Below are 24,601 nucleotides of genomic sequence, written 5' to 3' on the forward strand. Positions count from 1 at the left end.
CTTTCCTAATGTCGCGGGACGGGGCGCGTCCGCACAGTGACGCGATGAGCAGCCAAGTGCCAACGAAGCCGCCATTGCCCGTCAAGGACGAGGTGATCCTCTGGTTCGATGCGATCGGGCGCGGCGATGTCGGCCGGGTAGGCGGCAAGAATGCCTCCCTTGGCGAGATGGTCTCCATGCTGGGCGGGGCGGGCATCGCGGTGCCGCCGGGCTTTGCGACCACGGCGGCGGCCTATCGCGCGCTGGTGGAGCATAACCGGATTGGGGATCGGCTGGCGGGCATCGTGGCGCAGTATCGCAGCGGTGCGATGCCGCTGCATGAGGCAGGCGAGGGCGCGCGGCGGCTGTTTCTGGACGCGGAATTGCCGCCGTCGGTCGCTGATCCGATAGTGTCGGCTTATCGGGATCTGTCGCGGAAGGCTGGCAAGCGCGAGGTCGCGGTCGCGGTGCGGTCGAGCGCTACGGCGGAAGATTTGCCGGACGCGAGTTTCGCGGGGCAGCAGGAAAGCTTCCTGAATGTCGTGGGCGAGCGGGCGCTGCTGGACGCGTGCCGCCGCTGCTTCGCCTCGCTGTTTACCGATCGGGCGATTTCCTATCGCGAGGCGAAGGGTTTCGACCACTTGCAGATCGCGCTGTCGATCGGGATACAAGTCATGGTGCGGTCGGACCTTGCGGGATCTGGGGTCATATTCTCGATCGACACGGAGACGGGCTTCCCGCGCGTCGCCGTCATCAGCGCGGCCTGGGGGCTGGGCGAGACGGTGGTGCAGGGGCGGGTCGATCCGGACAGCTATATGGTGTTCAAGCCCTTCCTGTCGGACGGACGGCTCAAGCCGATCGTCGAGAAGCGGGTCGGCGCGAAGGCGCAGAAGCTGATCTATGCCACCGGCGGCAGCGCGCGGACGGAACTGGTCGAATGCAGCCGCCATGAGCGCGACCATCCTGTGCTGGAGGACGAGGAGATATTGGAGCTGGCCCGCTGGGCCGTGCTGATCGAGCGGCATTATGGCTGCGCGATGGACCTGGAATGGGCCAAGGATGGCGAGAGCGACAAGCTGTTCCTCGTGCAGGCGCGGCCTGAAACGGTGCATGGAACGCGATCTGCGACGGCGCTCAAGACCTGGCGGCTGACGGGCAAGGCGCCTGCGCCGGTCGTCACGGGCGCGGCGGTGGGCGATGCCATCGCGTCCGGCGCGGCCTGCATCATCCGCAGCACCGATGACATTGCGCAATTCGTCGATGGCGCGATCCTGGTGACCGACAATACCGATCCCGACTGGGTGCCGGTGATGCGGCGCGCGGCGGGGATCGTCACCGATCATGGCGGGCCGACCAGTCATGCGGCGATCGTCAGTCGGGAGCTTGGCGTACCCGCCATCGTGGGGGCGGGAGACGCGACCAGTCGCTTGACCGCAGGGCAGGACCTTACCTTGTCCTGCGCGGAAGGGGACCGGGGACATGTCTATCCTGGCCGCCTGCCCTTTGTCTCGGAAGAGGTCGATACGGCCAGCCTGCCGCTCACGCACACGGACTTGATGCTGAACGTCGCGAGCCCGGCGAGCGCCTTCCGCTGGTGGCGGCTGCCCTCGCGCGGCGTGGGTCTGGCGCGAATGGAGTTCATCATCAGCAACCTCATCCGGGTCCATCCGATGGCACTAGCCCATCCCGATCAGGTGAGCGATGCGGCTGAGCGGCGGGAAATCGAGCTGCTGACGCGTGGCTATGATCATCCGCGCGACTATTTCATCGAGACGCTGGGCCGGGGCATCGCGAAGATCGCCGCCGCGCACCATCCTCATCCGGTGATCATGCGCTTGTCTGACTTCAAGACCAATGAATATGCGCACTTGCTGGGCGGCGCGGCGTTCGAGCCGCATGAGGAAAATCCGATGCTCGGCTTCCGGGGGGCATCGCGCTATTATCATGAGCGCTATCGCGACGGCTTCGCGCTGGAGTGCCGGGCGATCCGGTTTGTGCGGGAGGTGATTGGCTTTGAAAATGTGATCGTGATGGTCCCCTTCTGCCGGACGCTTGGCGAAGCGGACAGGGTGATCACCGAAATGTCGCGCCATGGGCTGATGCGGGGAGAGCGAGGGTTGCAACTCTACATGATGGCGGAGATTCCCGCGAATGTGGTGCTGGCGGAGCAGTTCGCGGCGCGGTTCGATGGTTTTTCGATTGGCTCCAATGATCTGACGCAACTGGTGCTTGGCGTAGATCGCGATTCAGACTTGCTCGCACCGCTGTTCGATGAGCGCGATCCTGCGGTGATGAAGATGATCGCGGACCTGATCGCCCGTGCGCGCAAGGCGGGGGTGAAGGTCGGGATATGCGGGCAGGCGCCGAGCAATTATCCGGAGTTCGCCGAATTCCTGGTGCGCGAAGGGATCGACAGCATATCCCTGAACCCCGACAGCTTCGTCGCGACCCTGAAATGCGTGGCCGCGGCGGAAGCCGGGCGAGTTGTTCCTGCGGCCTGAGATGGCCGGTGCTGGCGCTGAACTGACGGGCCTTTCCGCTTCGCAAGCGCGGGAGAGGCTGGCGGCGGAAGGGCCGAACGAACTGCCACGGCCAGCGCGGCGCACGCCGTTCAGGATCGCGATGGAGGTGCTGCGCGAACCCATGTTCGCTATGCTGTTGGCAGCGGGTGGCCTCTATCTGCTGCTGGGCGACAAGGCCGAGGCGTTGATCCTGCTGGGTTTTGCGGGCCTCTCCATCCTCATCACCATCGTTCAGGAGGCGCGCACGGAACGCACGCTGGAAGCGCTGCGCGACCTGTCCGCGCCGCGCGCACTGGTGATACGTGATGGGGAAGCGCTGCGCATAGCGGGGCGCGAGGTAGTGACCGGTGATATATTGGTGTTGGATGCCGGGGACCGGATTGCGGCCGACGCTCTGCTGCTGGAGACGCAGGCACTGGAGGCGGACGAATCGCTGCTGACCGGCGAAGCGGTACCTGTCCGGAAACGGGCGGCGGGGCCAAGCGATCAGGAACAGGCCGAGCCGGGCGGGGATGATACGCCCCATCTTTTTTCAGGCGCCATCGTGACGCGCGGCAGCGGCGTTGCGCGCGTGACGGCGACAGGCCTTCGCAGCCGCGTCGGTCAGATCGGGCGGTTCCTGGAGACTTTGGAGACGCAGGTTCCGCACCTTCAGAAGGAAACGGCGCGGACGGTGAGCCTGTGCGCCGTCGGCGGTGTCAGCGTAGCGCTCCTGGTCGTGCTGCTTTATGGCGCTTTGCGTGGCGATTGGATGGCGGCGCTGCTGGCAGGGATCGCCACCGCCATGTCGTTGTTGCCGGAAGAATTTCCGGTGGTGCTGACCATCTTTCTGGCGATGGGCGCTTGGCGCATCGCGCAGGTGGGGGTACTGACCCGGCGCGCGTCGGCTATAGAGGCTTTGGGCGCTGCGACGGTCCTCTGCACTGACAAGACCGGCACCCTGACACAGAACCGGATGACCGTGACCGAACTTTGGTTGCCGTCCGGCGCTGCGACGGGTCTCGGCGAAGGTTTGCCGCATCCCGACTTCCACAACTTGATCGGGGCGGCAGCGCTGGCCAGCGCGCCGGTGCCGGTCGATCCCATGGAGGTCGCGTTTCATGGCATTGCCAGGGATGCCCGGCTTCCTGCCCGCGGCGATTGGGAGTTAGTACATACTTATGGCCTGCGACCGGACCTGCTGGCGATGTCCAATGTCTGGCGGCCGGCGGGCGAAGGCGAGCCGCTGACCGTGGCGGCCAAGGGCGCGCCGGAAGCGATTGCGCGCTTGTGCCGTCTGGATGGGGACGCGCGCCGGGCGCTGGAACAGGCGGCGCAGGCGATGGCGGCGCGGGGGATACGCGTTCTCGGCGTCGCATCGGCGCAGGCGTCGGGCGATGATCTGTCGAAGGGGCATGAAGTGCACGACTTCACGCTGCTGGGGTTGATTGGCTTGTCCGATCCGCTGCGGGCTGGCGTGACCGAGGCCGTCGCGCAATGCCTGGCGGCGGGTATCCGGGTCGTGATGATAACCGGCGATTTTCCAATAACCGCGCAGGCGATCGCCGCGCAGGCGGGGATCGGGGCGGGCGTGGTGATGACGGGCGACGAGGTGAGGGCGCTTTCCGACGCTGACCTTTGCGTGCGGGTGAAGGATGTCACGATATTCGCCCGCACCATGCCGGAACAGAAGCTGCGGATCGTGTCGGCGCTGAAGGCCGCAGGCGAAGTGGTGGCGATGACGGGCGACGGGGTCAATGATGCGCCGGCGCTGAAGGCCGCCGATATCGGCATCGCGATGGGCAAGCGCGGCACAGATGTTGCGCGGGAGGCGTCGGCCATCGTGCTGGTGGAGGATGATTTCGGCGCGATCGTCATCGCCATTCGCCTTGGCCGCCGCATCTACGACAATATCCGCAAGGCCATCGGCTTCATCTTCGCGGTGCATGTGCCGATTGCGGGGCTTGCCGTTTCTCCGCTGTTGCTGGGCCTGCCATTGGTGTTGGGGCCGATTCAGATCGCGCTCCTGGAAATGATCATCGATCCCGTCTGCGCTCTCGTTTTTGAGGCGGAGCGGGACGAAAGCCGCATCATGCAGCGGCCGCCTCGCGACCCGGCCGAGCGTCTTTTTTCGAAGGGCTTGATCCTGCGCAGCATCGTATATGGCGGGATTGCTTTCGCGCTGCTGCTCGGGCTTCAGCTGGGAGTGACGTATTGGGGATTTGCTCCGGATCGCGTTAGGACGATCCTTTTCTTCGCGCTGGTCGGATCCATCATGGCGCTCATACTGGTGAGCCGATCCTTCAGCACCTCGCTCATCCGCGCCCTATGGCGAAACAATGCGTCATTGCGGTACACCGCGGCTGCTGTGCTGCTAGCATCCGCGTCGATCGTCCTGCTGGCGCCGTTACGACGGATTCTCGATTTCTCCCCCCTCAGGCCAGCGGATTTCCCTTTTTTGATCACACCGCCCACGATCGTTCTGTTTCTGTGCGAGATCGTCAAGGAACGGCGTGGCAGGCGCGCTTGACCGCCCTTCAAGTGCAGTTGCTTCGATAAAAGCGAATTGCGGCGTGCTGCTCCTTTGGAAGTCGTGATGACGCCATATGTGAACACCGGTATGGCCCGGATCCACCACAGTTGCGTCGTCTGTGCGCGCTGAGGCGGATCAGGTTGTGCAGGGTTGAGTGATTGCTGCAAGCGACGTCGCCGCGACCGATCCGATCACCTGGATTTTGCATTTCGTTCCACCTGTGCTATCGACGCTTCGCTGAACGTCGCGTTTTGACGGATATCGGGCCGCTTCGGTTCACCTTTGTCCCCACATTGCCTCTTTTAAGCCGGAATGCGCGAATGGTCGCGCGTTCGCAGGACATGCAACAAGGAGACCGAGCATGATCACCGGAACAGTCAAATTCTTCAACGCCGACAAGGGCTATGGCTTCATCGCTCCCGAAGGCGGAGGCGATGACGCGTTCGTGCATATTTCCACCGTGGAACGCGCAGGTATGCACACCCTCGAAAAGGAGCAGCGCGTGACATATGAACTGGAGAAGGACAAGCGCGGCAAGATGTCCGCGGTCAATCTCCAATCAGCGTAAACGGTGCGGGGGCAGGCCAGGAGGCCGCTCCCGGCACATGCCTGTGGACATTGGTTCGCATTGCGAGGCCTCACGGGGGACGAAACCGCCCGTGAACAGGTCAGGCGTCCGGAACATACGGATTTCCACCGAAGCCAAACCGCGAAGCATCCCCTGGTCAAACGGATAGCGGGCATCAATCCGCCGGAAGACGGACGCAGGGACAACCCACCAATGAATTTGAAAATGGAATGCGGCAAGAGCCGCAAGGACTTACGATGAATATTGTTACACAGATCAGAAAACGTGCGATTATCCACCTGCCTTTTGGCAAGCAGGGCAAAAGACCCTTTTCTCCCACTCGATCGACGACGCTCTCTACCAATGAATTGAAGCGGATCGTTGCAGCGATGATTGGTTGAACATCATGCGCCGGCAGTATCCCACGCTGTCGGCCTTTCTCCAGAATTAGGAACAGTAATGAGCCGAGAAGCAATCCGCCCCTTTTTGATTACAAAGGATGAGGATGGTCATTTCCGGCTCACTGTGCGTGAAACACGCTATAATTCACAGGGTTATCCGCTTGTGACCTCCCAGATGCAGGAGGAGACGTTCAAGACGGCAACTGCTGTGCGGAACTTTGCGCGAGATATGTTCAAGGCCGGACCCGGACAGTTTGCAACCAAGTAAATTGTTGCCGGCTCACACGATTGGTTGAGCCTGGCCTCGGAAAATTCTCATCTCGGTATCGTGGCTACAAGTGGCGCTTCATGGCGTCCATGCGAGCGACATCAGCAAAGGGAAAATAGCTCAATGTTATCCATGCCCGATGATGCCGTCGAACTGATCGGCAAGGCAGAGCTTCCTGATGGAGGACGGCTGCACTTATGGCGACGCGGCGATGATTATTCCATCAGGTTCGGGGACAATGAACTGATGGGTAATCAGGTCCGTCATTCCGAAGAAGCTCTTGCCACCCTGGCCTGTAGCCGCCTGCAGCATCGGGACAGCCGCATCCTTATCGGCGGTTTGGGCATGGGCTTCACCCTCGGCGCTGCCCTGCAATCCTTGCCATCCACAGCCATCATAAGCGTAGCAGAACTCATTCCGGAGATTGTGACGTGGGCAAATGGGCCTTTGTCACACCTCTTCCATGATTATCTCTCAGATCCCCGCGTCAAGGTTGAGATAGCCGACGTGCATGACGTGATCGCCAGAGAGAAGTCGGCGTTCGATGCCATCCTGCTGGATGTCGACAACGGACCCGATGGGCTGATCCACCTGGCAAATGAACGCCTATACTGCAATTGGGGACTGCGCGCTGCTCACGCGGCCTTAAGGCCCAATGGAATATTGGCTGTCTGGTCAGCCTATGGGGATGAAGGCTTCGTTGCACGCCTTGAAAACGCGCATTTCGATGTAGAAGAGGTCAGTGTGGCAGCCCTCGTTGATGGTGAGGACGTGATTCATACAATCTGGCTGGCGTCGAAGCAGGATGACTGCCGGTAGTTCGTCGTGATTTGACCCTCAGTGCGAGGGGCTTTCAGAAAACGGCCCCCTCTGCAGCGGGAGACTGGAACTGAACGCCTGAACGGCCGGGAAGGTCGACCTTGGCGAACTATGCTTTGGCGAGCGCGTCCATTACTGCCTCAAGGTCGCGCTTAACGACGACGTAGTGGCCCTTTTCAAAATTAACGGCGCTCGAGCATTTTCAAGTTGACCGTTTACGGTCAACGGCTCGGAAAATGCGGCATCAAAAGATCAGAGCGTTTTCGTTCATAGTGAAAACGGCGCCAGCTTGATCAGTTCCTCTGTAACGCCGAACGAAGCTGACACTGTCTGCATTGATTGCCAGGATGTCACCGTCGGGCGTCTCGAATTTGACGTACCCGTTCAAGGATTTTTCGCCTCAGGACTGGATGGAGTAGATCCGCCGCCTTTCTTCGCTTTATGCTTTGCAAGCAATCCGTCCAGTTCCGCTATACGGATGCGCTCCGGAGTATCCTTTGCAAGACCTTTCAGCCTGCATTCGGCCCACAGGCTTCGGCGTTCGGACTCCAATGCTTTCTGATACAAGTCGGCCATATTCTGCTCCGCAATTCGGTTGGATGCTCAGCGTCGATACGCTACCCCGAGCGAGTCGTTTCAGGTGATGGGCGTGGGGCTTGCCCCACGCCATCGGCCATCCTGTATGAACCAGCCTCAGCTATTTATTTTCGAGCTTTGCGCGCAGCGTAACGCGCATCGCGCGCAGCCTTCATTTCAGCGGCGCTGGCGGGCTTCAGCCTGGCGGCCTTGAGTGCTGCCGCGGCCTCTGCGGCGGCTTGTTTTTCGGCTTCGGCCGCCAGTTCGGCCGCTTTGCGTTCTGCCTTCTGAGCTTTGGCCAAAGCAGCAGCCTCAGCCTTGGCAGCCCGCTCGACTGCAAGTGCTTGATCCTTGGCTTCGCGCGCGCGGCGCCGCTCCGCCATAATTGCCTCGTCAACGGGCGGCTTGGCTCTCAGCGCATCCAGGGCTTTCTGTTTGGCCAATCCTGCTGCGGCAATACGGTCTTGAAACGAGGGAGCTTTATAAGAGGGCAAAGTTTATCCTTGAACGTTTATATCGACGGCGGACCTCGCGTTGCAGACGCAAGACCGGTTTAGCGGTGAAGGGGGAGCCACTAGCAAAAAATACCCCTGGTCTCAAGATCGTCAGATTGTGGGTAGAGGCACTGTCCGAAATTTCAGTCTGAAGAACGAAACGGCTAAAAACGATCTTTTGGGAGCTTTGTCAGGTCGCCAGCATGTTGCCATAGCCGATGATGATGGTTGCGATGACGAGAAGGCCGACACCGCTCCACACCATCGCGCGCACGCGCGGCGCGGCGTCCTTCCACTCGCGGAAGGCAAAGCCCCAGAGCGTGCCGAAGATGATGATCGAGGCCATGTGCAGCGTCCACGACGAGAAGCCGAAGCGCCCCATCTGGCTTTCGCCCATGGTGTAGAAGAAGAACTGGAAGTACCAGGCGGTACCGCCCAACCCGGCGAGCAGGAAGTTGCGGCCGAGAGGAGGGCGCCCCTCGCCGCGACCGGCGTCCGCGTCCATGTGCATGGCAGTGCCGCCCAGCCACTGGCTTGCCGAGCCGTTGCGGACGATCAGGATCGCGCACCAGATCGCGTTGGTGGCGAGGCCGCCCGCCATGACGAGGCAGAGCGTCGGCAGACCAGTCCAGAGCGGGCCAGTGCCGGCAGCGGCGGAGAGTGCCTTGATCGGCTCGCCCGCGCTCAGCCCGAAAGCGAAGCAGGAGGACATGACGCCGGAGAAGATCGCGACCGCGATACCCTTGCGGAAATTGAACTCGGCCACAGCCTTTGTCTTCTGCGCATCGGAGAGCGCACGGTCCTTGACGGCGCCCGCCATCGCCACCACGACGATGCCGGCCAACGTGACGAGCAGCCCGAGCAGGATCATGTGGCCCGATGTGCTGCCGAGCAGCTTCGCCGCGAAATCGCCTTGAAAGATTGGCGGGATCAGCGTGCCGAACACCGTGCATAGCCCCAGGACCACCGCCATGCCGAGCGACAGGCCGAGATAGCGCATGGTCAGCCCGTAGGTGAGGCCGCCAAAGCCCCACAACATGCCGAAGAACACGCACCAGCCGACGATCCGGCCGGGAACCTGCGCCATCACGCCAATCAGATCATGCGTCTGGACGGAGGCGAAAAACCACGGGGCGACCGCCCAGGAAAAGATCCCGCCGGTGAGCCAGAATATCTCCCAGTTCCATCGCCTGATGCCGCGATAGGGCACGTAGAAGCTCGCCGAGGCAAGGCCGCCCAGCCAGTGGAAAAGAACGCCGAGAAGGGGGTTGGCTGGCATCAGAGGTCAAGCCCCAAGCGATAGATGCGGTTGGCATTGCGGCCGAAGAGATCCCGCCGCTCCTCTTCGGAAAAACCTGCGGCGAAGGCGTGATATGCTTCCAGGTAGCGGTCGAGCGGGGCGAAGAGCTTGTCCGTGGGGCTGTCGCTGGCGAACATGGCACGCGCGGTGCCGAACACGTCTATTGCCTCGCGCAGCAGCGGCGCCACGGCATCCAGCGTCCAGTTCCGATCGATGAAGCCCAGCCCCGAAATCTTGATGGAGACATTGGGGCATGCGGCGAGCGCGCGGATGCCGTGGCGCCAGCGCGCCAGCCCCTCCCGCTCGGACGGGATCGGCATGCCGAGATGGTTGATGATCACCGGCACGTCGGGGTGACGCTGGATCAGCGGCGTGAGGCCCGCCATCTGCGGGGCATAGCATTGCAGGTCGAACGACAGGCCGTGGCGGCCGAGCCGGCCAAAACCGCGCCACCAGTCGTCGTCGAGCGTGACGTCGCTCGGGTTATAGGTGCGCATCGGGTTGACGTGCCAGTTGACGATCTGGCGGATGCCGCGGACGTGGGGATGTGCGGCATGCGCCTCCAGCACGGCATCGATCCCGTCGTCCTGCAAGGCCGCGAAGGCGACGATGCCGTTCGGCATACCCTGCGCCGCAGCGAGGCCTTCGAGCCAGCGCGTCTCGTCGAGCGCCTGATCGGGCACCGCGCCGGCGTCGATATGGACGCAACCGACGACGTTCCAGCGGCCGGCGTCGGCCAGATAGTCGTCGATCAGATAATTCTTCGCGATCGCCTCGGTGCTGCCGTTGGGGCCGGCATCGTCGAACGGCGGCAACAGCCACGGATAGCGAATGTGCGCCAGATCCCAGAGATGGACGTGGGCATCGACGAAGGGAATGGCGTCCAAGCGGCTTCTCCGGTCAGTGGGGGATGCGCCGCCTCTCGGGCGGGCGGTCGGATCCCGCAAAAGTCAGAAGGTCGTGCGTCCACCCGATGTGTCGAAGGTGGCGGCGGTGGTGAAGCTGCACTCCTCCGATGCCATGAAGCAGACCATGGCGGCCGATTCTTCGACTTTGCCCAGCCGGCCCATGGGAATCCTGGAGCGCATGTAATCGACCTGGCTCTGCGGCAGCTGATCGAGGATCGGGCTTTCGAAGGTTGCAGGCGTCAGCGCGTTGGCGATCACGCCCTTGCCGGCCAGTTCCTTGCCCAGCGACTTGGTGAAGCCGATCACGCCCGCCTTCGATGCCGAATAGGCCGAGGCATTGGGATTGCCTTCCTTGCCCGCCACCGAGGCGACGTTGACGATGCGGCCATAGCCGTTCGCCAGCATGTGCGGCACCACCTCGCGGCAGCAGTAGAACAGGCCGTTGAGGTTGATATCGACCACGCGTTGGAAGCTGTCGATGGGGAACTCCCAGACGGGCTGTGTTGCCCCGGTGATGCCCGCCGAGCAGACCAGAATGTCGATATTGCCGAACAGGTCTGCGGTTTCACGCGCGGCGGCCGAAACCGCCTGCGGATCGGCGACGTCGAGCGCGACGGTGTGCGCGGCGCCGACCTCGTCCTTCGCGGCGGCCAGCGTTTCGGCATTGAGATCCCAGAGGGCGACGGTGCCGCCTTCCGCCACGATCCGCTTCGCCACTTCCCTGCCCAGCCCGGAAGCGCCACCGGTCACGATGGCGGTCCGGCCGGCATAGCGCCCCGAGAACAGGGTCATGTCAGCACCTCGTCACCGAGATGGCGCCACGCTGCGACCGTCTGGGTCTGGGTGCCGAGCTTCGCGATCGAAAGCGTCATTTCGTCGCCGGGCTTGAGGAAGATCGCGTCCGGTTTCTTGCCCTCGCCCACGCCCGGCGGCGTGCCGGTGATGATCAGGTCGCCGGGGAACAGCGTCACATATTGGCTGAGATATGCGATGATCTGCTTCACGGTGAAGATCATTGTCTTCGTGTTGCCGGTCTGCATGCGCTGGCCGTTGACGTCGAGGCTCATGTCGAGATCCTGCGGATCGCCGACCTCGTCGGGCGTCACCAGCCAGGGGCCGACCGGGCAGAAGGTGTCGTGGCCCTTGCCCTTGCTCCACTGGGTACCGCGCTGCTTCTGGTTGAACCGTTCCGACACGTCGTTGGCCAGCACGTAGCCCGCGACATGATCAAGCGCGTCCCCCTCCTCCACGTAGCGGCAGGTCTTGCCGATGATCACGCCCAGTTCGACCTCCCAGTCCCCGTGGGTCGAATCCTTCGGCAGCATCACCTCGTCATTGGGGCCGGTGAGCGCCGACAGCGCCTTCATGAAGACGACCGGCTCGGTCGGGATCGGCAGGTTCGATTCGATCGCGTGATCCTCGTAATTGAGGCCGATCGCGACGATCTTGCCGATGCCCTTCAGCGGCACGCCGTAGCGGGGCGTGCCCTGGACCACGGGCAGCTGGTCCGGATGGACCGCCCTGGCGATGGCGAGCGTCGCCGGCGTGATGTCCTCGACGACGTCGGACAGATCGCGGATGTGGCCTTCGGCATCGACGATGCCGGGTTTTTCGGACCCGCGCGGGCCGTAGCGGCAGAGCTTCATGGGAAATCCTCAGTGGGTATAGGGGCGATGAAGGGGGATGTCGCGGTTGAGCTCGACGCCGAAGCCCGGCTTGTCGAGCGCGCCAACCTTGATGCGGCCATTGACCGGGACCGGTTCGCCGAGCAGCTGCGGCGCGAACATCGGCACCACTTCGGTCGGTCCGGGGTGCATCATCAGGAACTCGGCGAAGGGCGAGTTGTGGCGGGTGATGACGAAATGATAGCTGTAGACCGACGATCCGTGCGGGATCATCAGCACACCCTTGCTCTCGGCATAATTGGCGATCTTGATCAGTTCGGTAACGCCGCCGCACCAGCCGACGTCGGGCTGGATGATGTCGCAGCAATCCATGTCCATCAGCATGCGGCAGCCCCAGCGGGTCGCCTCATGCTCTCCGGTGGTGACGAGCAGGCCCCTGGGCGCGTTCTGCTTCAGCGCGGCATAGCCCCAGTAATCGTCGGGTGAGAGCGCCTCCTCGATCCATTTGAGCCCACATTCCTCGTAGGCGCGGTGGGAGAGCCGGGTGGCGTAATCGAGATCGAGGCTCATCCAGCAATCGAGCATCAGCCAGAAATCGTCGCCAACCCGCGCGCGCATCTCGGCCAGTTCGGCGATGTTCTTGTGCAGGCCCTCAATGCCTTCGGCGGGACCGTGGTGGAGTGGGAGCTTGCCGCCGATGAAGCCCATCTCCTTGGCGAGATCGGGCCGCGCTCCGGTGGCGTAGAATTGCAGTTCTTCGCGGACGTTGCCGCCGAGCAGCTTGTAGACCGGCTCGCCGCGCAGTTTGCCGAGCAGATCCCACAAAGCGAGATCGACGCCGGAGATTGCGTTGATCACCAGTCCCTTGCGCCCGTAATATTGGGTCGAGAAGTACATCTGGTCCCAGATCTTCTCATAGTCGGCCGGGTCGCGACCTTCGAGGAAGCGGGCAAGATGCTTTTCGACGATGTAGCAGGCCGGTTCTCCGCCGGTCGTCACCGCGAAGCCGACCGTGCCGTCAGCCGCCTCGATTTCAACCACAAGCGTGCCCAGCACATTGATCCCGAAGCTCTGCCGGCTCTGCCGATATTCGGGATAGCGCGCCATCGGCGTCGCGATGTGATCGTCGATCCAGTGCCCCTTGCCCTGGTCGTGATAGTCGGCCCCGCCGCCGCGCACCACAAAGGCGCGGACATACTTGATCAACGGTAGCGCCACGGAGATCCTCACCCCTATATAGTCAGGCCGCTGCACGACCATGTTGCCAATATATGGAAACGTGTTTTATAGAATGGATATGAGGGCGTCAACATGACCGAAAACAAAAACGAGGAGAGCGGCAGCAGCGTGGGCGCGGGCAGCCAGACGCTTATGCGCGGGCTCGATATTCTGGAGGCGGTGAGCGAGGAGGGTTTGGCGCTGGCCGAACTGTCCGAGCGGATCGGCCTCGCCAAGAGCACGACGTACCGGCTGGCTACGGCTTTGGCCGATCGCGGCTACCTCGCCTACACGCCGCGCGCCGGCTACCGCCTGGGCGCCAAGCTGCTGCAACTGGGCGCAATGGCGCAGGCGCAGATCGACCTCATCCAGGTTGCGCGCGATCATCTCGAGCGCCTCTCGTCCTCGACCGGCGACACCGTGCATATGGGCGTATTGGTCGACGATCAGGCGCTCTACCTCGACAAGGTTCCGGGGCGCCGGCGGATCACCATTTCCAGCCGGGTCGGTGATCGCCAACCGCTCAGCTCCACGGGCCTCGGCAAGGCGCTCATGCTCGATCACCCGCCCGCTTACTGGGCCGAGCGCTTCGATGCCGACCAGAAAAGCGGCTCCCACCCGGTCGATCCCGCGCTGTGGCGCGAGCGGATGGCGGGCTATGTCGAGGCAGGCCGCGCCTTCGACCTCGAGGAGAATGAGGACCAGATACGCTGCGTGGCGGCGCCAATCCGGGACGTCGCCGGCAAGATCGTCGGCGCGATCAGCGTATCCAGCGCCGCGCAATATATGGACGACCAGCGGATGGTGGACCTCGCCACCGAGGTGGTCGACACCGCGAAGGCGATCAGCACCGAACTCGGCTGGTCGCCCCCCAAGACCAGAGGATGATGATGCTTTTGCAGAACAAGGTGCTGCTCGTCACCGGTGGCTCCGCCGGCATCGGGCGGGCGACGGCGATCGAGGCGGCGCGCCACGGCGCCGATGTCGCGATCAACTATCTGGGGCATGACGAAGGCGCCGCGAGCGCGGTGGCGCAGATCGAGGCGCTGGGACGCCGCGCGATTGCCATCGAAGGCGACGTCGCCGATGCGCGCACCGCAACCGATTTCGTCAGCCGAGCGGTGGACGCGCTCGGGCGGGTCGACATATTCGTGTCGAACGCCGGCATCTGCCCGTTCCACGCCTTTCTCGACATGCCTGCCAAGACCTTCGAGCGGACGATGGGCGTCAACCTCCACGGCGCCTTCTACATGGTGCAGGCGGCCGCCAACCAGATGGTGCGACAGGGAGACGGCGGGGCGATCGTCGCGGTCTCGTCGATCTCGGCGCTGGTCGGCGGGGAGATGCAGACCCACTATACCCCCACCAAGGCGGGCATCCACTCGCTGATGCAATCGACCGCGATCGCGCTCGGCAGATATGGCATCCGCTGCAATTCGGTGCTGCCCGGCACGATCCTAACCGACATCAACAAGGACGACCTTGCCGACGCGGAAAAGCGGACGCGCATGGAGGCGCGCATCCCGCTCGGGCGGCTTGGGGCGCCCGAGGATCTCGCCGGTCCGATCGTCTTCCTTGCTTCCGACATGGCGCGCTATGTCACCGGCGCGGCGCTGCTGGTCGATGGCGGCGCGTTCGTGAACCTGCAATGAGCCGCAAGATCCGCACGGCAGCCTCCGCGATCGACTATCGCGAGCTGGCCCGGCGCCGTCTGCCGCCCTTCCTGTTCGAATATATCGACGGCGGTTCCTATGCCGAGGTGACGCTGAAGCGCAACGTCGCGGACCTGGAGGCGATCGCGCTTCGCCAGCGGGTGCTTAACGATGTATCGACGATCGATCTGGCGACCACTCTCTTCGGGCAGAGGCTGGCGCTGCCGGTGGGCCTCGCCCCGATCGGCCTTGCGGGGATGAACGCGCGACGCGGCGAGGTGCAGGCAGCGCGCGCGGCGGAGGCGGCGGGCGTGCCCTTCTGCCTTTCGACCGTCTCGGCCTGCCCGCTGGACGAGGTTGCGGCAGGAACCACGAAGCCCTTCTGGTTCCAGCTCTACATGATCCGCGATCGCGGCTTCATGCGCGAATTGCTGGAGAAGGCGCGAGCGCTCGGTTGCTCGGCGCTGGTCTTCACGGTCGACATGCCGGTGCCGGGATCGCGCTATCGTGACTATCACTCGGGTCTGGCTGGCGCGCCGGGCCTCGGCGGCGCACTGCGGCGCGCGTGGCAGGGCGCGACGCATCCGCGCTGGGCGTGGGACGTCGGCCTCAACGGCCGCCCGCACCAGCTTGGCAACGTCGCGCCGGTGCTCGGCCCCAACACCGGGCTGGAGGATTTCTTCGCCTGGATGCGCAACAATTTCGATCCCTCGGTATCGTGGCGCGATCTCGACTTCATCCGCCAGACCTGGGACGGACCGCTGATCATCAAGGGCATCCTCGACGTCGAGGATGCGAAGGCCGCCGCCGCGATCGGCGCCGACGGGATCGTGGTCTCCAACCATGGCGGCCGCCAGCTTGATGGCGTGCTGTCGAGTGCCCGCGCGCTTCCGCCGATCGCCGATGCGGTGCGCGACCGGCTGGCCGTGCTGGCGGACGGCGGTATCCGATCCGGCCTCGATGTCGTGCGGATGCTCGCGCTCGGCGCCGATGCGGTGCTGTTGGGGCGAGCCTGGGTCTACGCGCTTTCCGCCGCCGGGCAGGCGGGCGTTGCCCACGTCCTGCGCCAGGTCGAGGCCGAGATGCGGGTGGCGATGGCGCTGACGGGGTGCACGGACATCTCCTCCATCGATCGGTCACGCCTGGCAAATCAATTCTCACATAATGGAATGATAGAATAATTTTTGAGAATTATGTTGACATCTGCCGTCAATCCCCGCATCCCGAGGCTCAGGCAGCAATGCGACTGTCATCGAGTCTCAGGTGAGGCCGGGGAGGATTGAAGGCTATGATCCGCTGACCTGATTGCTGGCGCCTCGAAATGCGCCGCCCGATTTTCAACAGATAACGAGGTTCGTCTCGCCGGGATGCGGCCACCGCCGTCGCCGGCCGGCGTGGCGTGCCCGCAAGAGGGGAATGATATGAAGACGATCCAGGGACTCGCCCTGCTGCTGGCGGGATCCGCCTTGTGCTCGACCCAGGCTGTTTTTGCACAGACCGCGCCAGATACGCCCGCGCCCGTCGCGGACACTGCCGGCGCGGATGCGGCCGGATCGACGCTCGCGCCTGCGGCGGACGATGGCCAGACACAAGCGTCTTCGCAGGATATTGTCGTCACCGGCACCTTGATACGCGGCGTGGCGAAACCCACCGGCTCCAACCTTCTCACCGTGAGCAGTGCCGCAATTCGGTCGACCGGCAGCAGTGCGGCAATCGACGTCCTCAACCAGACGGTGCCACAGCTTCCGACGCTGAACAGCGTCTCTTCCGGTTCGGCGAGCTTCGCCACACCCGTGGCCAAGATTGCGCTGCGCGGCTTCGGAAACACAAATGGCAATTCTTCCGGCCAGACAGCGACCCTGGTTCTTTTCAACGGCCATCGGATCGTGCCTGTCGGCGTTCTTTCCACCGACCCCGATCCCAATCTGATTCCGGCCGACGCACTCGAAACCGTCCAGGTCCTGCCGGACGGCGGGTCGGCGACATACGGTTCTGATGCGATTGGCGGTGTGGTCAACTTCGTCGCGAAGAAGCGCTTCGACGGCCTTCAGATGCACTACCAGCATCAGTTCGGTCAGGATTATCACGAGAACGACGTAACGCTGACTGCTGGCACCCACTGGTCGACAGGCTCTGTTCTGATCAGTGCCGCCTATGCGGCTCACGACGCGATCTTCGGCAAGGACCGCGACTACATCACGTCTGACTTCACGAGCCACGGAGGTTCGGATCTGCGCACCACGTCGTGCGGCTACGGCAATTTCACCGTCAACGGCACGGTGTACACTGCTCCGAATTTCCAAAGTGTCCCGTCCGTTCCGCGTTGCGATCAGACCGACTATACGAGCCTCACTCCGGTCGAGCGTCGTGTCAATGTCTTCGCCTACCTCGAACAGGAAATCACCCCTTCGCTCAAGTTTTCTGTCGACGGCATCTACGGTCTCAGAACTGACAAGGTCTATACCGATATCGCGTCTATTCCTTCGTCAATCACCATCGACGCAAGCAATTCCTACTTCAGGCCAGTGAACGGCGAGACGTCGCAGACGGTTAGCTACAACTACTCTAGAGGGCTGGGAAATGCCCGCGTTTCGCCCCAGCGATTTGAACAGTATCAGGTCGATCCAAGTCTGACCTGGACGATCAATGATCGTTGGCAACTGCGCGGTGATTTCCTGTACGGCCATAGCACGGCTACCATCCACGACCGGACCGGCTTGAACGGATCGGCCATCACGGCAACGAATTTCAATCCTTACGACACGTCGCAGACCCCGTCTGATGTGCTGGCAAATCTGGCGGATCACGAGATTTACACGCGCGGCGTGAACAAGATTGTCAGTGGCCAGATCGTTGCCAACGGAACGTTGTTCTCCCTCCCGGGCGGTGATGTGAAGCTGGCTGTTGGCGGCGAAGTTCGCCGGCAATCGCTGTTCAACTCTACCGTGACCGGTTCGATCGGCGATCGGTCCGGCCTGGCGAGCTACGACGCCACGCGGACTGTCAAGGCTGGCTTTGCGGAGCTGTTTGTGCCTGTTGTCGGACGCGAGAATGCGGTGCCGTTTATCAACGCGCTGTCGCTCGACGCCGCCGTCCGATATGACCACTATAGCGACTTTGGCGGAACGACGAACCCCCGCTTCGGTATCGACTATAAGCCGTTCGAGGATCTGACGCTTCGTGGCGTCTACCAGACGACGTTCGTTGCACCCAGCCTTGCCGACTCAGGAAACAAGATCGATACGCGCCTGCAGGTCCTGACTTTGGCGCCCCAAACCTATCTGGCCTTTATCGCCGGCGCGGGCCAGGGTTTGAAGCCGCAGACCGGTCGAAATTACTCGATCGGTGGCGATTATAGCCCGCATGCGATCCGTGGGCTGAAGCTGGGCCTGACATATTGGAACACGAAGATCGACAATCTCGTTTCACTTTCGCTCGGGGCATATGGATTCCCGGGGGCCCTCAGCACCGCCTATAATCTATGCGGCGCCGCTTCGCCCGTCCAGCAGTGCAGCGAGGCCTATATAAGCAGCATTCAGCCGCTCTGGCTGAGACTCGACAATGGCGGTGCTCCGAACATCCAGTCTGTCGCTGACCTGTTCAAGCCGGGAAGCAACATCATCGGCGTGGTGGACGCACGACGGGCTAATTTCGGCAGCGAAAAGCTGGACGGATTTGATTTCAATGTTTCCTACAATACCGATGTTTCCTTCGGCACGATTTATGGACAAATCGCCGGAACTTATATCCTGAACAAGAAGATCTCGGCCACCGCCGGCGGGGCGTATCAGGATTATCTCGCAAGCACGGTCGTGAATGGCCAGACTCCCAAATATAACATTGTCGGTTCGCTCGGCGCCACCAGCGGCCCGGTGACCACAAACCTGACTATTCGGCGCAACGGTGGGTATCATGTGCTCGACGGCATCTCGCCCGGCCAAAGCCATGTTCGCGGCTATACTGTGACGGACGTGTTCGTCGGTTATAATCTCAATGCGATCGGCTTCATGAAAGGAGCGGATATCGGGGTCACGGTGCAGAACCTGTTTGACGCCGATCCGCCTTATTATGGTGCGTCCGTCTCGGCGGGTGCCCTTTCCGGTTATACAAACGGAGGTACGCTCGGTCGGATTGTCAGCCTGTCCCTTCGCGGACGGTTCTGACGGTCGAATAGGGAGGAGAGGATGGGGCGGCGGGTCACTCAAGGCGCTTTTGCAGCGGCCTGCGGCCTCTTTGCAATGGCATCGGCAAACGGCCAAAGCCAGCCGGCGCCATCGGACAAGCTTAGGGCGGGCTTCGAAGACCCGCCACATGAGGCGCGCCCGCAGGTCTGGTGGCACTGGATGAGCGGGAACGTCACGCAAGAGGGCGCGCTCCTCGATCTACAGTGGCTGCACGACGTGGGCATCGGCGGAGTCCACGCTTTTGCCGGTGGCCGGCTGGAGCCCACTGTCGTCGATCATCCTGCTCCCTTCATGAGCGTTACGTGGAGGACAGCTTTTCGCGCCGCCGTGGATAGGGCGCATGCGGATGGGATGGACGTGACGATAGCCGGTTCGCCTGGTTGGAGTGAGACGGGCGGGCCCTGGGTGCAACCCGCTGACGGCATGAAGAAATATGTTTGGGCGACGAAGATCGTCGAGGGTGGCCATCGCATAAAAACCGACTTGCCGTCCCTCCCGACCGCGACCGGACCATTTGCTTCCGTGCCTCGAGACCCAGGCTTTTCCTTACCCGGCGATCCGAAAACACCGGATCCGATTGCATCGGGGCCCGGTCCCGTCATCGCCTTTCCTCTGCCGGCGGAGGAGGCTGCGGCTCCTTCCTATACGTCGAGCGCCGGCTCCGCCGAGGCCCTGGCGACTGCAGCGGCCGACTTATCGTCAGACTTTGCGTTACCTATGTCGACGGACGGCAGCGCCTACGTCGATGTGCGTTACGCCAAACCCGTGGAAATGCGGGCGCTCACGCTGGCCATGAGCACGCGGCCTGCGATCGACATCCTGGTCAGCCGCGATGGCAAGACCTTCGATCTGGTGCGGCACGTTCCCCAAGACGAGGCCGAGCATCCGTCGCGACAGCAGACATTTGCCTTCAAACCTGCGACAGGCCTGGTGTTCAGGATCCGCTTCGGCGCGCCCAAGCCCTGGCGCGTGCTTTCGGGTCTGCCAAGAGGTCTGGTCCCTCCTCCTGGACCGGTCATCTTCCACCTTCAGCGCGTGACGTATAGTGCCGCGCCGCGGATCGATGGCTTCGAAGCCAAGGCCGGATTTCAATCCATAGTCGACCAGGCGACCCTGGAACCCGCCGCAAAATCGGCGGGATTGTCACCGACATCGGTCATCGATCTTGAACGCTATGTCACCGGCGAAGGGGCTCTGGACTGGACGCCGCCTCCAGGGCGTTGGATGATCCTCCGCTTCGGCTGGTCGTTGACGGGACAGACCAACGGACCCGCCGAACCGGTCGCGACCGGGCTGGAAGTCGACAAGCTCGATGCAAAAGCTGTCGACCGCTATGTCGATGGGCTCTTCAGCCTGTACAGCGATCGTATCGGCGTCAATCTCGGTCCTGCGGCGGTCAATGGCCTGCTTACCGATAGCTGGGAGGCGGGAGTCCAGAACTGGACACCCGCCTTGTTGCAGGAGTTCCGCAAACGGCGAGGCTATGATCCCTTGCCGTGGCTTCCTGCTCTGGCGGGTTACGTAGTGGGCAGTTCCGAACGTAGCGACGCATTTCTTGCTGACTTCCGCCAGACGCTGAAAGATCTTCTGATCTCCAGTCACTATGATGTCCTGGCCGATGCTGCTCACAAACGCGGCATGACCTACTATACGGAGGTCCAGGGCGACACGCCCCGCGCCATCGTCGATGCCATGACGGCGAAATCCCGATCCGACATACCGACGGGTGAGTTTTGGTATCGGCCGTTCGCGACGGTTGCCGGGCAGCCTTCGCTCGTAGCCGATCTCCAGGAGGCGGCGTCGGCTGCGCACGTCTACGGAAAGCCCCTGGTGGCCGCGGAAGCGCTGACGGTTGCGGCAGGCAACGATCCATGGGCTTTCTCTCCGGCGATGATGAAGCCCGTCGCCGACCAAATCTTCGCGCGAGGCGTCAATCGCATTCTCCTTCACGAGTCACACCTCCAACCGTTCCCGGATCGCAAGCCGGGCCTCGCGCTTGGCTTTTTCGGACAATATTTCAATCGGAACGAAACATGGGCGGGAATGGCCCGCCCGTTCGTCGATTATCTGGCGCGAACGTCGCACCTGCTACAGCAGGGTCGCTTCGTGGCGGACGTCGCTTATTTCTACGGGGAGGAGGATGGGCCGACGCGCCAGTTCGAGCTTGCTCCGAACAAGGACGTGCCTCCCGGTTATGCCTTCGATTATATCAACCCCGAGGCTCTTCTCGACAAACTGTCGGTGCGCGACGGTAAGATCGTCACCCAGACGGGCATGCAATATCAGGTGCTTTACATCCCTCAAACCGTTCATCGGCTGTCCTTGCCGGTCGTCGAGAAGCTTGGCGCGCTGGTGCGTGCCGGGGCGACTTTGGTTGCGATGCGTCCGAAGGGCGGCATCGGCCTGAACGACGAAGGTGCCGCTTATTGGAAGGGAGTAGATCTGCTTTGGGGACATGATGGGGAGGTTCGCCAGCTCGGTCAGGGTATGGTCTATGCCCAAAGCTCTCTGGCCGATGTCCTGCGAACCAGGCGGATAGCACCTGATGTGGACGATAACGGCGCGCAGCTGTTGTTCCTGCACAGGCGTGCGTCAGACAGCGACATCTATTTCCTGTCGAACCAGTCCTCGGCAGACATCAATCCGCAGGTCGCGTTTCGTGTAGATGGCCGGATCCCGCAATGGTGGTCTCCCGAGGATGGCAAGGCCCGGGATCTGTCGTTCAGGCGGTCCGGAGGCAAAACGGTCGTCGATCTGAAGCTCGACCCCCAACAGGCGGGATTTGTCGTCTTCAAAGGTCGGACGGACAAGCTGTCCCGGACCGTCGCCGGCCCGCGCGTCGCGGCAACGATGACGCTCGACCGCGGCTGGAGCATCCGGTTCGAGAATGGCTGGGGTGGGCCGCCGGGACGTCAATCCTTCAAATTGGGTGACTGGTCCAAATCCACCGAACCGTCGATACGCTATTTCTCGGGCGTGGCGGCCTATGACACGATGATCGACGTGCCGGGCAAGATGATCGGTACAGGGCGCCATATGGTTCTCGATCTCGGCAACGTCCGGGATCTTGCTCAGGTTGAAATCAACGGCCGCGCCGTAAGTATCAGTTGGCATGCCCCTTATCGCGTGGACGTGACGGGCTTCCTGAAGGCGGGGTCCAACCGGATCGTCGTCAGGGTTGCCAACCTCTGGGTCAACCGCCTGATCGGCGACAAGCAACCGGGTGCCAAGCCCTTTGCTTATGCGCCCGCGTCAACGTACCGGGCCGACAGCAAACTTCTTCCATCGGGGCTCATCGGTCCTGTCCGCCTTACAGCCATGGACCCGGCGGACTGAGGTGATTGGCTATCGCTCCTCAGAGCCCCTTCTGCATCATGGAATATTATAGGTGTGCAAATGAAAAGCGTCAGATTCGGGCTCGTTGCAGCGCTGCTTTCCGGAATAGCGCCCTGCTTTCCGGCAACTGCGCAGGATCCGGCAGACGCCAAGGCCGCGGCGACCGAGGCCAAGATGACCGACGTCGAGCGCTTCCAGCTTCTCCATGGCATCATGCCGATCGCAATTCCCGGTTTGCCGCCGATCCCCCCGGGTCTCAAATCCACCGCAGGGTTTGTTCGCGGCATACCCCGCCTGGGCATTCCCGATATCTATGAAAGCGATGCCAGCCTGGGTGTCGTGAACCCGTTCCAGTCTCGCAAGGGCGATATATCGACTGCCCTGCCGTCCAGTCTCTTGCTGGCAGCGACATTCTCCCCCGATCTCGCTTTTGCGAGTGGCGCGCTGGCCGGCAATGAAGCGCGGTCCAAGGGTTTCAACGTGCTCCTTGCCGGCGGGGTTAATCTGGCGCGCGATCCACGCAACGGCCGCAACTTCGAATATGCGGGTGAAGATCCGTTGCTCGCCGGCACCATCGCCGGCGCTTCGATCAGCGGCGTACAGAGCGAGCATGTCGTCTCGACCGTCAAGCATTTCGCGTTGAACGACCAGGAGACGTTACGTCAATCTATCGACGCGAGGATCGAGGAGAAATCGTTTCGGGAAAGCGATCTGCTCGCCTTCGAGATCGCTATCGATCGGGGTCATCCGGGCGCTGTGATGTGCGCGTACAATCAGGTCAACGGCGCCTATGCGTGCGGAAGCGATTTCCTCTTGAACAAGGTCCTGAAGGCGGACTGGAAATATCCGGGATGGGTCATGTCGGATTGGGGAGCGGTTCACGACGTCAGCTATTTCGCAAAGGGGCTCGATCAGCAGTCGGGTGCGCAACTGGACAAGGAAACATATTTCGACAAGCCGCTGCAGGATGAAGTGGCAGCCGGGCGCGTGCCAAAGGCACGGGTGTCCGACGCGGTGCGTCGCATCCTGCGATCGCTCTATGCGGTCGGTGCCGATGCGCCGCTTCGGGAAAGGCCGATCGACTTTGCCGCCCACGCGAACGCCGTGCGGAAAATTGCCGATGCCGGTATCGTCCTGCTCAAGAACGAAGGCGGCATACTGCCTCTTGCTGCCAACGCAAAGTCGATCGCGGTCATTGGAGGCCATGCCGACGTGGGCGTGATCTCCGGAGGCGGATCGAGCCAGGTCACGCCGGCCGGGCAGGTCTTGCTGCTGCCGCTCGGCGGACGCGGGATAATGAGCAACTGGTCGAAGATCCTCTACATGCCGTCGTCGCCGCTCAAGGCGCTCCAGGCCGCACTGCCCCGGACGAACATCGAGTTCGACAGCGGCTACGTGCCCGAGGAAGCAGCGGCATTTGCCGCACACTCGGATCTGGCGATCGTTTTTGCGACCCAATGGCAGTCCGAAGGCGTGGATGGGAGCCTGACGCTGCCCGAAGGGCAGGATGCGCTGATCGATGCGGTGGCGACCGCCAATCCGAATACGATCGTCGTGCTCGAGACCGGGAATCCCGTCAAAATGCCGTGGCTGGGAAAGGTGAAGGGCGTCCTCGAGGCCTGGTATCCGGGGCAGGGGGGAGGCGAGGCGATCGCCGACGTTCTGACGGGCGCCGTCAATCCTGGAGGCAGGCTGCCCATCAGTTTCCCAGCAGACGAAAGCGATCTTCCACGGCGGACGATTCCCGGTCTCGGATTGCCTGAGAAGACGGCCCTCCCGATCGACTATGATGAAGGCGCGAACGTCGGTTATAAATGGTATGCGGCCAAGGGCGTGAAGCCGCTCTTCGCTTTCGGTGAAGGTTTGAGCTACACCAGATTTGCGCATTCCGGCCTGAAGATATCGGGCGGCTCCGATCCCAGTGTGACGCTCACGGTCAAGAATATCGGCGAGCGTAGCGGCTTTGACGTGCCCCAGGCCTATTTGGTGTCGATTAACGGCAAGCCCGTGCGACGACTGATCGGTTTCTCGCGCGTCGAACTGGCGCCGGGGCAAAGCCGCACCGTAACGATGAAGGTCGATCGCCGTCTCCTTGCCGACTGGACCGACAAGGGCTGGGCCATCGCTGGGGGCCAATACGACATCGCGACAGGGCAATCTGCACTTGATCTGGATGAGGTCATGAGCGTCAAACTCGCTGCGCAGATGGTTTCTCGCTGATAGCTCTATGATCCCGAGG

General features: G+C 62.5%; 18 protein-coding genes. 11 read left to right on the forward strand and 7 right to left on the reverse strand.

Annotation, left to right across the window (positions count from 1 at the left end; translation table 11 throughout):
* Window positions 1-44 precede the first annotated feature (44 nt).
* The 5 genes from ppsA to MRBLMC3_RS22630 all read left to right on the forward strand — a co-directional run bounded on the left by ppsA (window position 45) and on the right by MRBLMC3_RS22630 (window position 7,069).
* Window positions 45-2,480 (forward strand): phosphoenolpyruvate synthase, encoded by a 2,436-nt coding sequence (ppsA, locus tag MRBLMC3_RS22610; RefSeq protein WP_414714680.1) that lies wholly within the window; start codon window positions 45-47, stop codon window positions 2,478-2,480.
* 1 nt (window position 2,481) lies between these two features.
* Complete coding sequence (locus MRBLMC3_RS22615) at window positions 2,482-5,010, forward strand: cation-translocating P-type ATPase (RefSeq protein ID WP_363832585.1); 2,529 nt, start codon at window positions 2,482-2,484, stop codon at window positions 5,008-5,010.
* A 364-nt stretch (window positions 5,011-5,374) separates the two neighbouring features.
* Window positions 5,375-5,581 (forward strand): cold-shock protein, encoded by a 207-nt coding sequence (locus MRBLMC3_RS22620; protein ID WP_363736748.1) that lies wholly within the window; start codon window positions 5,375-5,377, stop codon window positions 5,579-5,581.
* 459 nt (window positions 5,582-6,040) lie between these two features.
* A complete protein-coding gene (locus tag MRBLMC3_RS22625; protein ID WP_133654887.1) occupies window positions 6,041-6,250 on the forward strand; it encodes a hypothetical protein in 210 nt (69 codons plus the stop codon).
* 123 nt (window positions 6,251-6,373) lie between these two features.
* Window positions 6,374-7,069 (forward strand): spermidine synthase, encoded by a 696-nt coding sequence (locus MRBLMC3_RS22630; RefSeq protein ID WP_363832588.1) that lies wholly within the window; start codon window positions 6,374-6,376, stop codon window positions 7,067-7,069.
* A gap of 384 nt (window positions 7,070-7,453) precedes the next feature.
* Here the strand turns inward: MRBLMC3_RS22630 and MRBLMC3_RS22635 are convergent, their stop codons facing one another.
* The 7 genes from MRBLMC3_RS22635 to rhmD form a co-directional block, all read right to left on the reverse strand.
* Window positions 7,454-7,645 (reverse strand): hypothetical protein, encoded by a 192-nt coding sequence (locus MRBLMC3_RS22635; RefSeq protein ID WP_363832591.1) that lies wholly within the window; start codon window positions 7,643-7,645, stop codon window positions 7,454-7,456.
* A gap of 125 nt (window positions 7,646-7,770) precedes the next feature.
* Entirely contained in the window at window positions 7,771-8,139 is a 369-nt protein-coding gene (locus MRBLMC3_RS22640; protein ID WP_363736740.1) for a DUF6481 family protein, read from the reverse strand.
* Window positions 8,140-8,329: 190 nt separating this feature from the next.
* A complete protein-coding gene (rhaT, locus tag MRBLMC3_RS22645) occupies window positions 8,330-9,418 on the reverse strand; it encodes an L-rhamnose/proton symporter RhaT (RefSeq protein WP_363832594.1) in 1,089 nt (362 codons plus the stop codon).
* Entirely contained in the window at window positions 9,418-10,326 is a 909-nt protein-coding gene (locus tag MRBLMC3_RS22650) for an amidohydrolase family protein (RefSeq protein ID WP_363832597.1), read from the reverse strand. Before MRBLMC3_RS22650 ends, rhaT begins: the two co-directional genes overlap by 1 nt.
* 63 nt (window positions 10,327-10,389) lie before the next feature.
* The gene (locus MRBLMC3_RS22655; protein WP_363736734.1) at window positions 10,390-11,139 is read right to left on the reverse strand and encodes an SDR family NAD(P)-dependent oxidoreductase; all 750 of its coding nucleotides are present in this window, start codon (window positions 11,137-11,139) and stop codon (window positions 10,390-10,392) included.
* Window positions 11,136-11,993, reverse strand: coding sequence for a fumarylacetoacetate hydrolase family protein (locus MRBLMC3_RS22660; protein ID WP_363832600.1), 858 nt, complete (start codon window positions 11,991-11,993; stop codon window positions 11,136-11,138). Before MRBLMC3_RS22660 ends, MRBLMC3_RS22655 begins: the two co-directional genes overlap by 4 nt.
* Window positions 11,994-12,002: 9 nt before the next feature.
* Window positions 12,003-13,232, reverse strand: coding sequence for an L-rhamnonate dehydratase (gene rhmD / locus MRBLMC3_RS22665; protein ID WP_363832602.1), 1,230 nt, complete (start codon window positions 13,230-13,232; stop codon window positions 12,003-12,005).
* 51 nt (window positions 13,233-13,283) lie between these two features.
* Between rhmD and MRBLMC3_RS22670 the strand changes: the two genes are divergently transcribed.
* The 6 genes from MRBLMC3_RS22670 (at window position 13,284) to MRBLMC3_RS22695 (ending at window position 24,582) form a co-directional block, all read left to right on the forward strand.
* Complete coding sequence (locus tag MRBLMC3_RS22670; protein WP_363736728.1) at window positions 13,284-14,078, forward strand: IclR family transcriptional regulator; 795 nt, start codon at window positions 13,284-13,286, stop codon at window positions 14,076-14,078.
* On the forward strand, window positions 14,078-14,842 hold the full coding sequence (locus tag MRBLMC3_RS22675; RefSeq protein ID WP_363832709.1) for an SDR family NAD(P)-dependent oxidoreductase: 765 nt from the start codon (window positions 14,078-14,080) through the stop codon (window positions 14,840-14,842). The genes MRBLMC3_RS22670 and MRBLMC3_RS22675 overlap by 1 nt, the downstream gene beginning before the upstream one ends.
* Window positions 14,839-16,023 carry an FMN-dependent L-lactate dehydrogenase LldD gene (lldD, locus tag MRBLMC3_RS22680; protein WP_363736727.1) on the forward strand — a complete coding sequence of 395 codons (1,185 nt, stop codon included), beginning with the start codon at window positions 14,839-14,841 and terminating at the stop codon, window positions 16,021-16,023. The genes MRBLMC3_RS22675 and lldD overlap by 4 nt, the downstream gene beginning before the upstream one ends.
* Window positions 16,024-16,263: 240 nt before the next feature.
* On the forward strand, window positions 16,264-19,005 hold the full coding sequence (locus MRBLMC3_RS22685; RefSeq protein ID WP_363752706.1) for a TonB-dependent receptor plug domain-containing protein: 2,742 nt from the start codon (window positions 16,264-16,266) through the stop codon (window positions 19,003-19,005).
* 21 nt (window positions 19,006-19,026) lie between these two features.
* The gene (locus tag MRBLMC3_RS22690; RefSeq protein WP_363832605.1) at window positions 19,027-22,362 is read left to right on the forward strand and encodes a glycosyl hydrolase; all 3,336 of its coding nucleotides are present in this window, start codon (window positions 19,027-19,029) and stop codon (window positions 22,360-22,362) included.
* A gap of 60 nt (window positions 22,363-22,422) precedes the next feature.
* Entirely contained in the window at window positions 22,423-24,582 is a 2,160-nt protein-coding gene (locus MRBLMC3_RS22695; protein WP_363832607.1) for a beta-glucosidase, read from the forward strand.
* The last annotated feature ends 19 nt before the right edge of the window (window positions 24,583-24,601 follow it).

This window comes from Sphingobium sp. LMC3-1-1.1, from assembly GCF_040676285.1.
Lineage (GTDB): Bacteria > Pseudomonadota > Alphaproteobacteria > Sphingomonadales > Sphingomonadaceae > Sphingobium.

Coding starts and splice junctions, on each gene's coding strand:
- ppsA (WP_414714680.1), top strand. CDS start 45: ATGAGCAGCCAAGTGCCAACGAAGCCGCCATTGCCCGTCAAGGACGAG.
- MRBLMC3_RS22615 (WP_363832585.1), top strand. CDS start 2,482: ATGGCCGGTGCTGGCGCTGAACTGACGGGCCTTTCCGCTTCGCAAGCG.
- MRBLMC3_RS22620 (WP_363736748.1), top strand. CDS start 5,375: ATGATCACCGGAACAGTCAAATTCTTCAACGCCGACAAGGGCTATGGC.
- MRBLMC3_RS22625 (WP_133654887.1), top strand. CDS start 6,041: ATGAGCCGAGAAGCAATCCGCCCCTTTTTGATTACAAAGGATGAGGAT.
- MRBLMC3_RS22630 (WP_363832588.1), top strand. CDS start 6,374: ATGTTATCCATGCCCGATGATGCCGTCGAACTGATCGGCAAGGCAGAG.
- MRBLMC3_RS22635 (WP_363832591.1), bottom strand. CDS start 7,645: ATGGCCGACTTGTATCAGAAAGCATTGGAGTCCGAACGCCGAAGCCTG.
- rhaT (WP_363832594.1), bottom strand. CDS start 9,418: ATGCCAGCCAACCCCCTTCTCGGCGTTCTTTTCCACTGGCTGGGCGGC.
- MRBLMC3_RS22655 (WP_363736734.1), bottom strand. CDS start 11,139: ATGACCCTGTTCTCGGGGCGCTATGCCGGCCGGACCGCCATCGTGACC.
- MRBLMC3_RS22660 (WP_363832600.1), bottom strand. CDS start 11,993: ATGAAGCTCTGCCGCTACGGCCCGCGCGGGTCCGAAAAACCCGGCATC.
- rhmD (WP_363832602.1), bottom strand. CDS start 13,232: ATGGTCGTGCAGCGGCCTGACTATATAGGGGTGAGGATCTCCGTGGCG.
- MRBLMC3_RS22670 (WP_363736728.1), top strand. CDS start 13,284: ATGACCGAAAACAAAAACGAGGAGAGCGGCAGCAGCGTGGGCGCGGGC.
- MRBLMC3_RS22675 (WP_363832709.1), top strand. CDS start 14,078: ATGATGCTTTTGCAGAACAAGGTGCTGCTCGTCACCGGTGGCTCCGCC.
- lldD (WP_363736727.1), top strand. CDS start 14,839: ATGAGCCGCAAGATCCGCACGGCAGCCTCCGCGATCGACTATCGCGAG.
- MRBLMC3_RS22685 (WP_363752706.1), top strand. CDS start 16,264: ATGAAGACGATCCAGGGACTCGCCCTGCTGCTGGCGGGATCCGCCTTG.
- MRBLMC3_RS22690 (WP_363832605.1), top strand. CDS start 19,027: ATGGGGCGGCGGGTCACTCAAGGCGCTTTTGCAGCGGCCTGCGGCCTC.
- MRBLMC3_RS22695 (WP_363832607.1), top strand. CDS start 22,423: ATGAAAAGCGTCAGATTCGGGCTCGTTGCAGCGCTGCTTTCCGGAATA.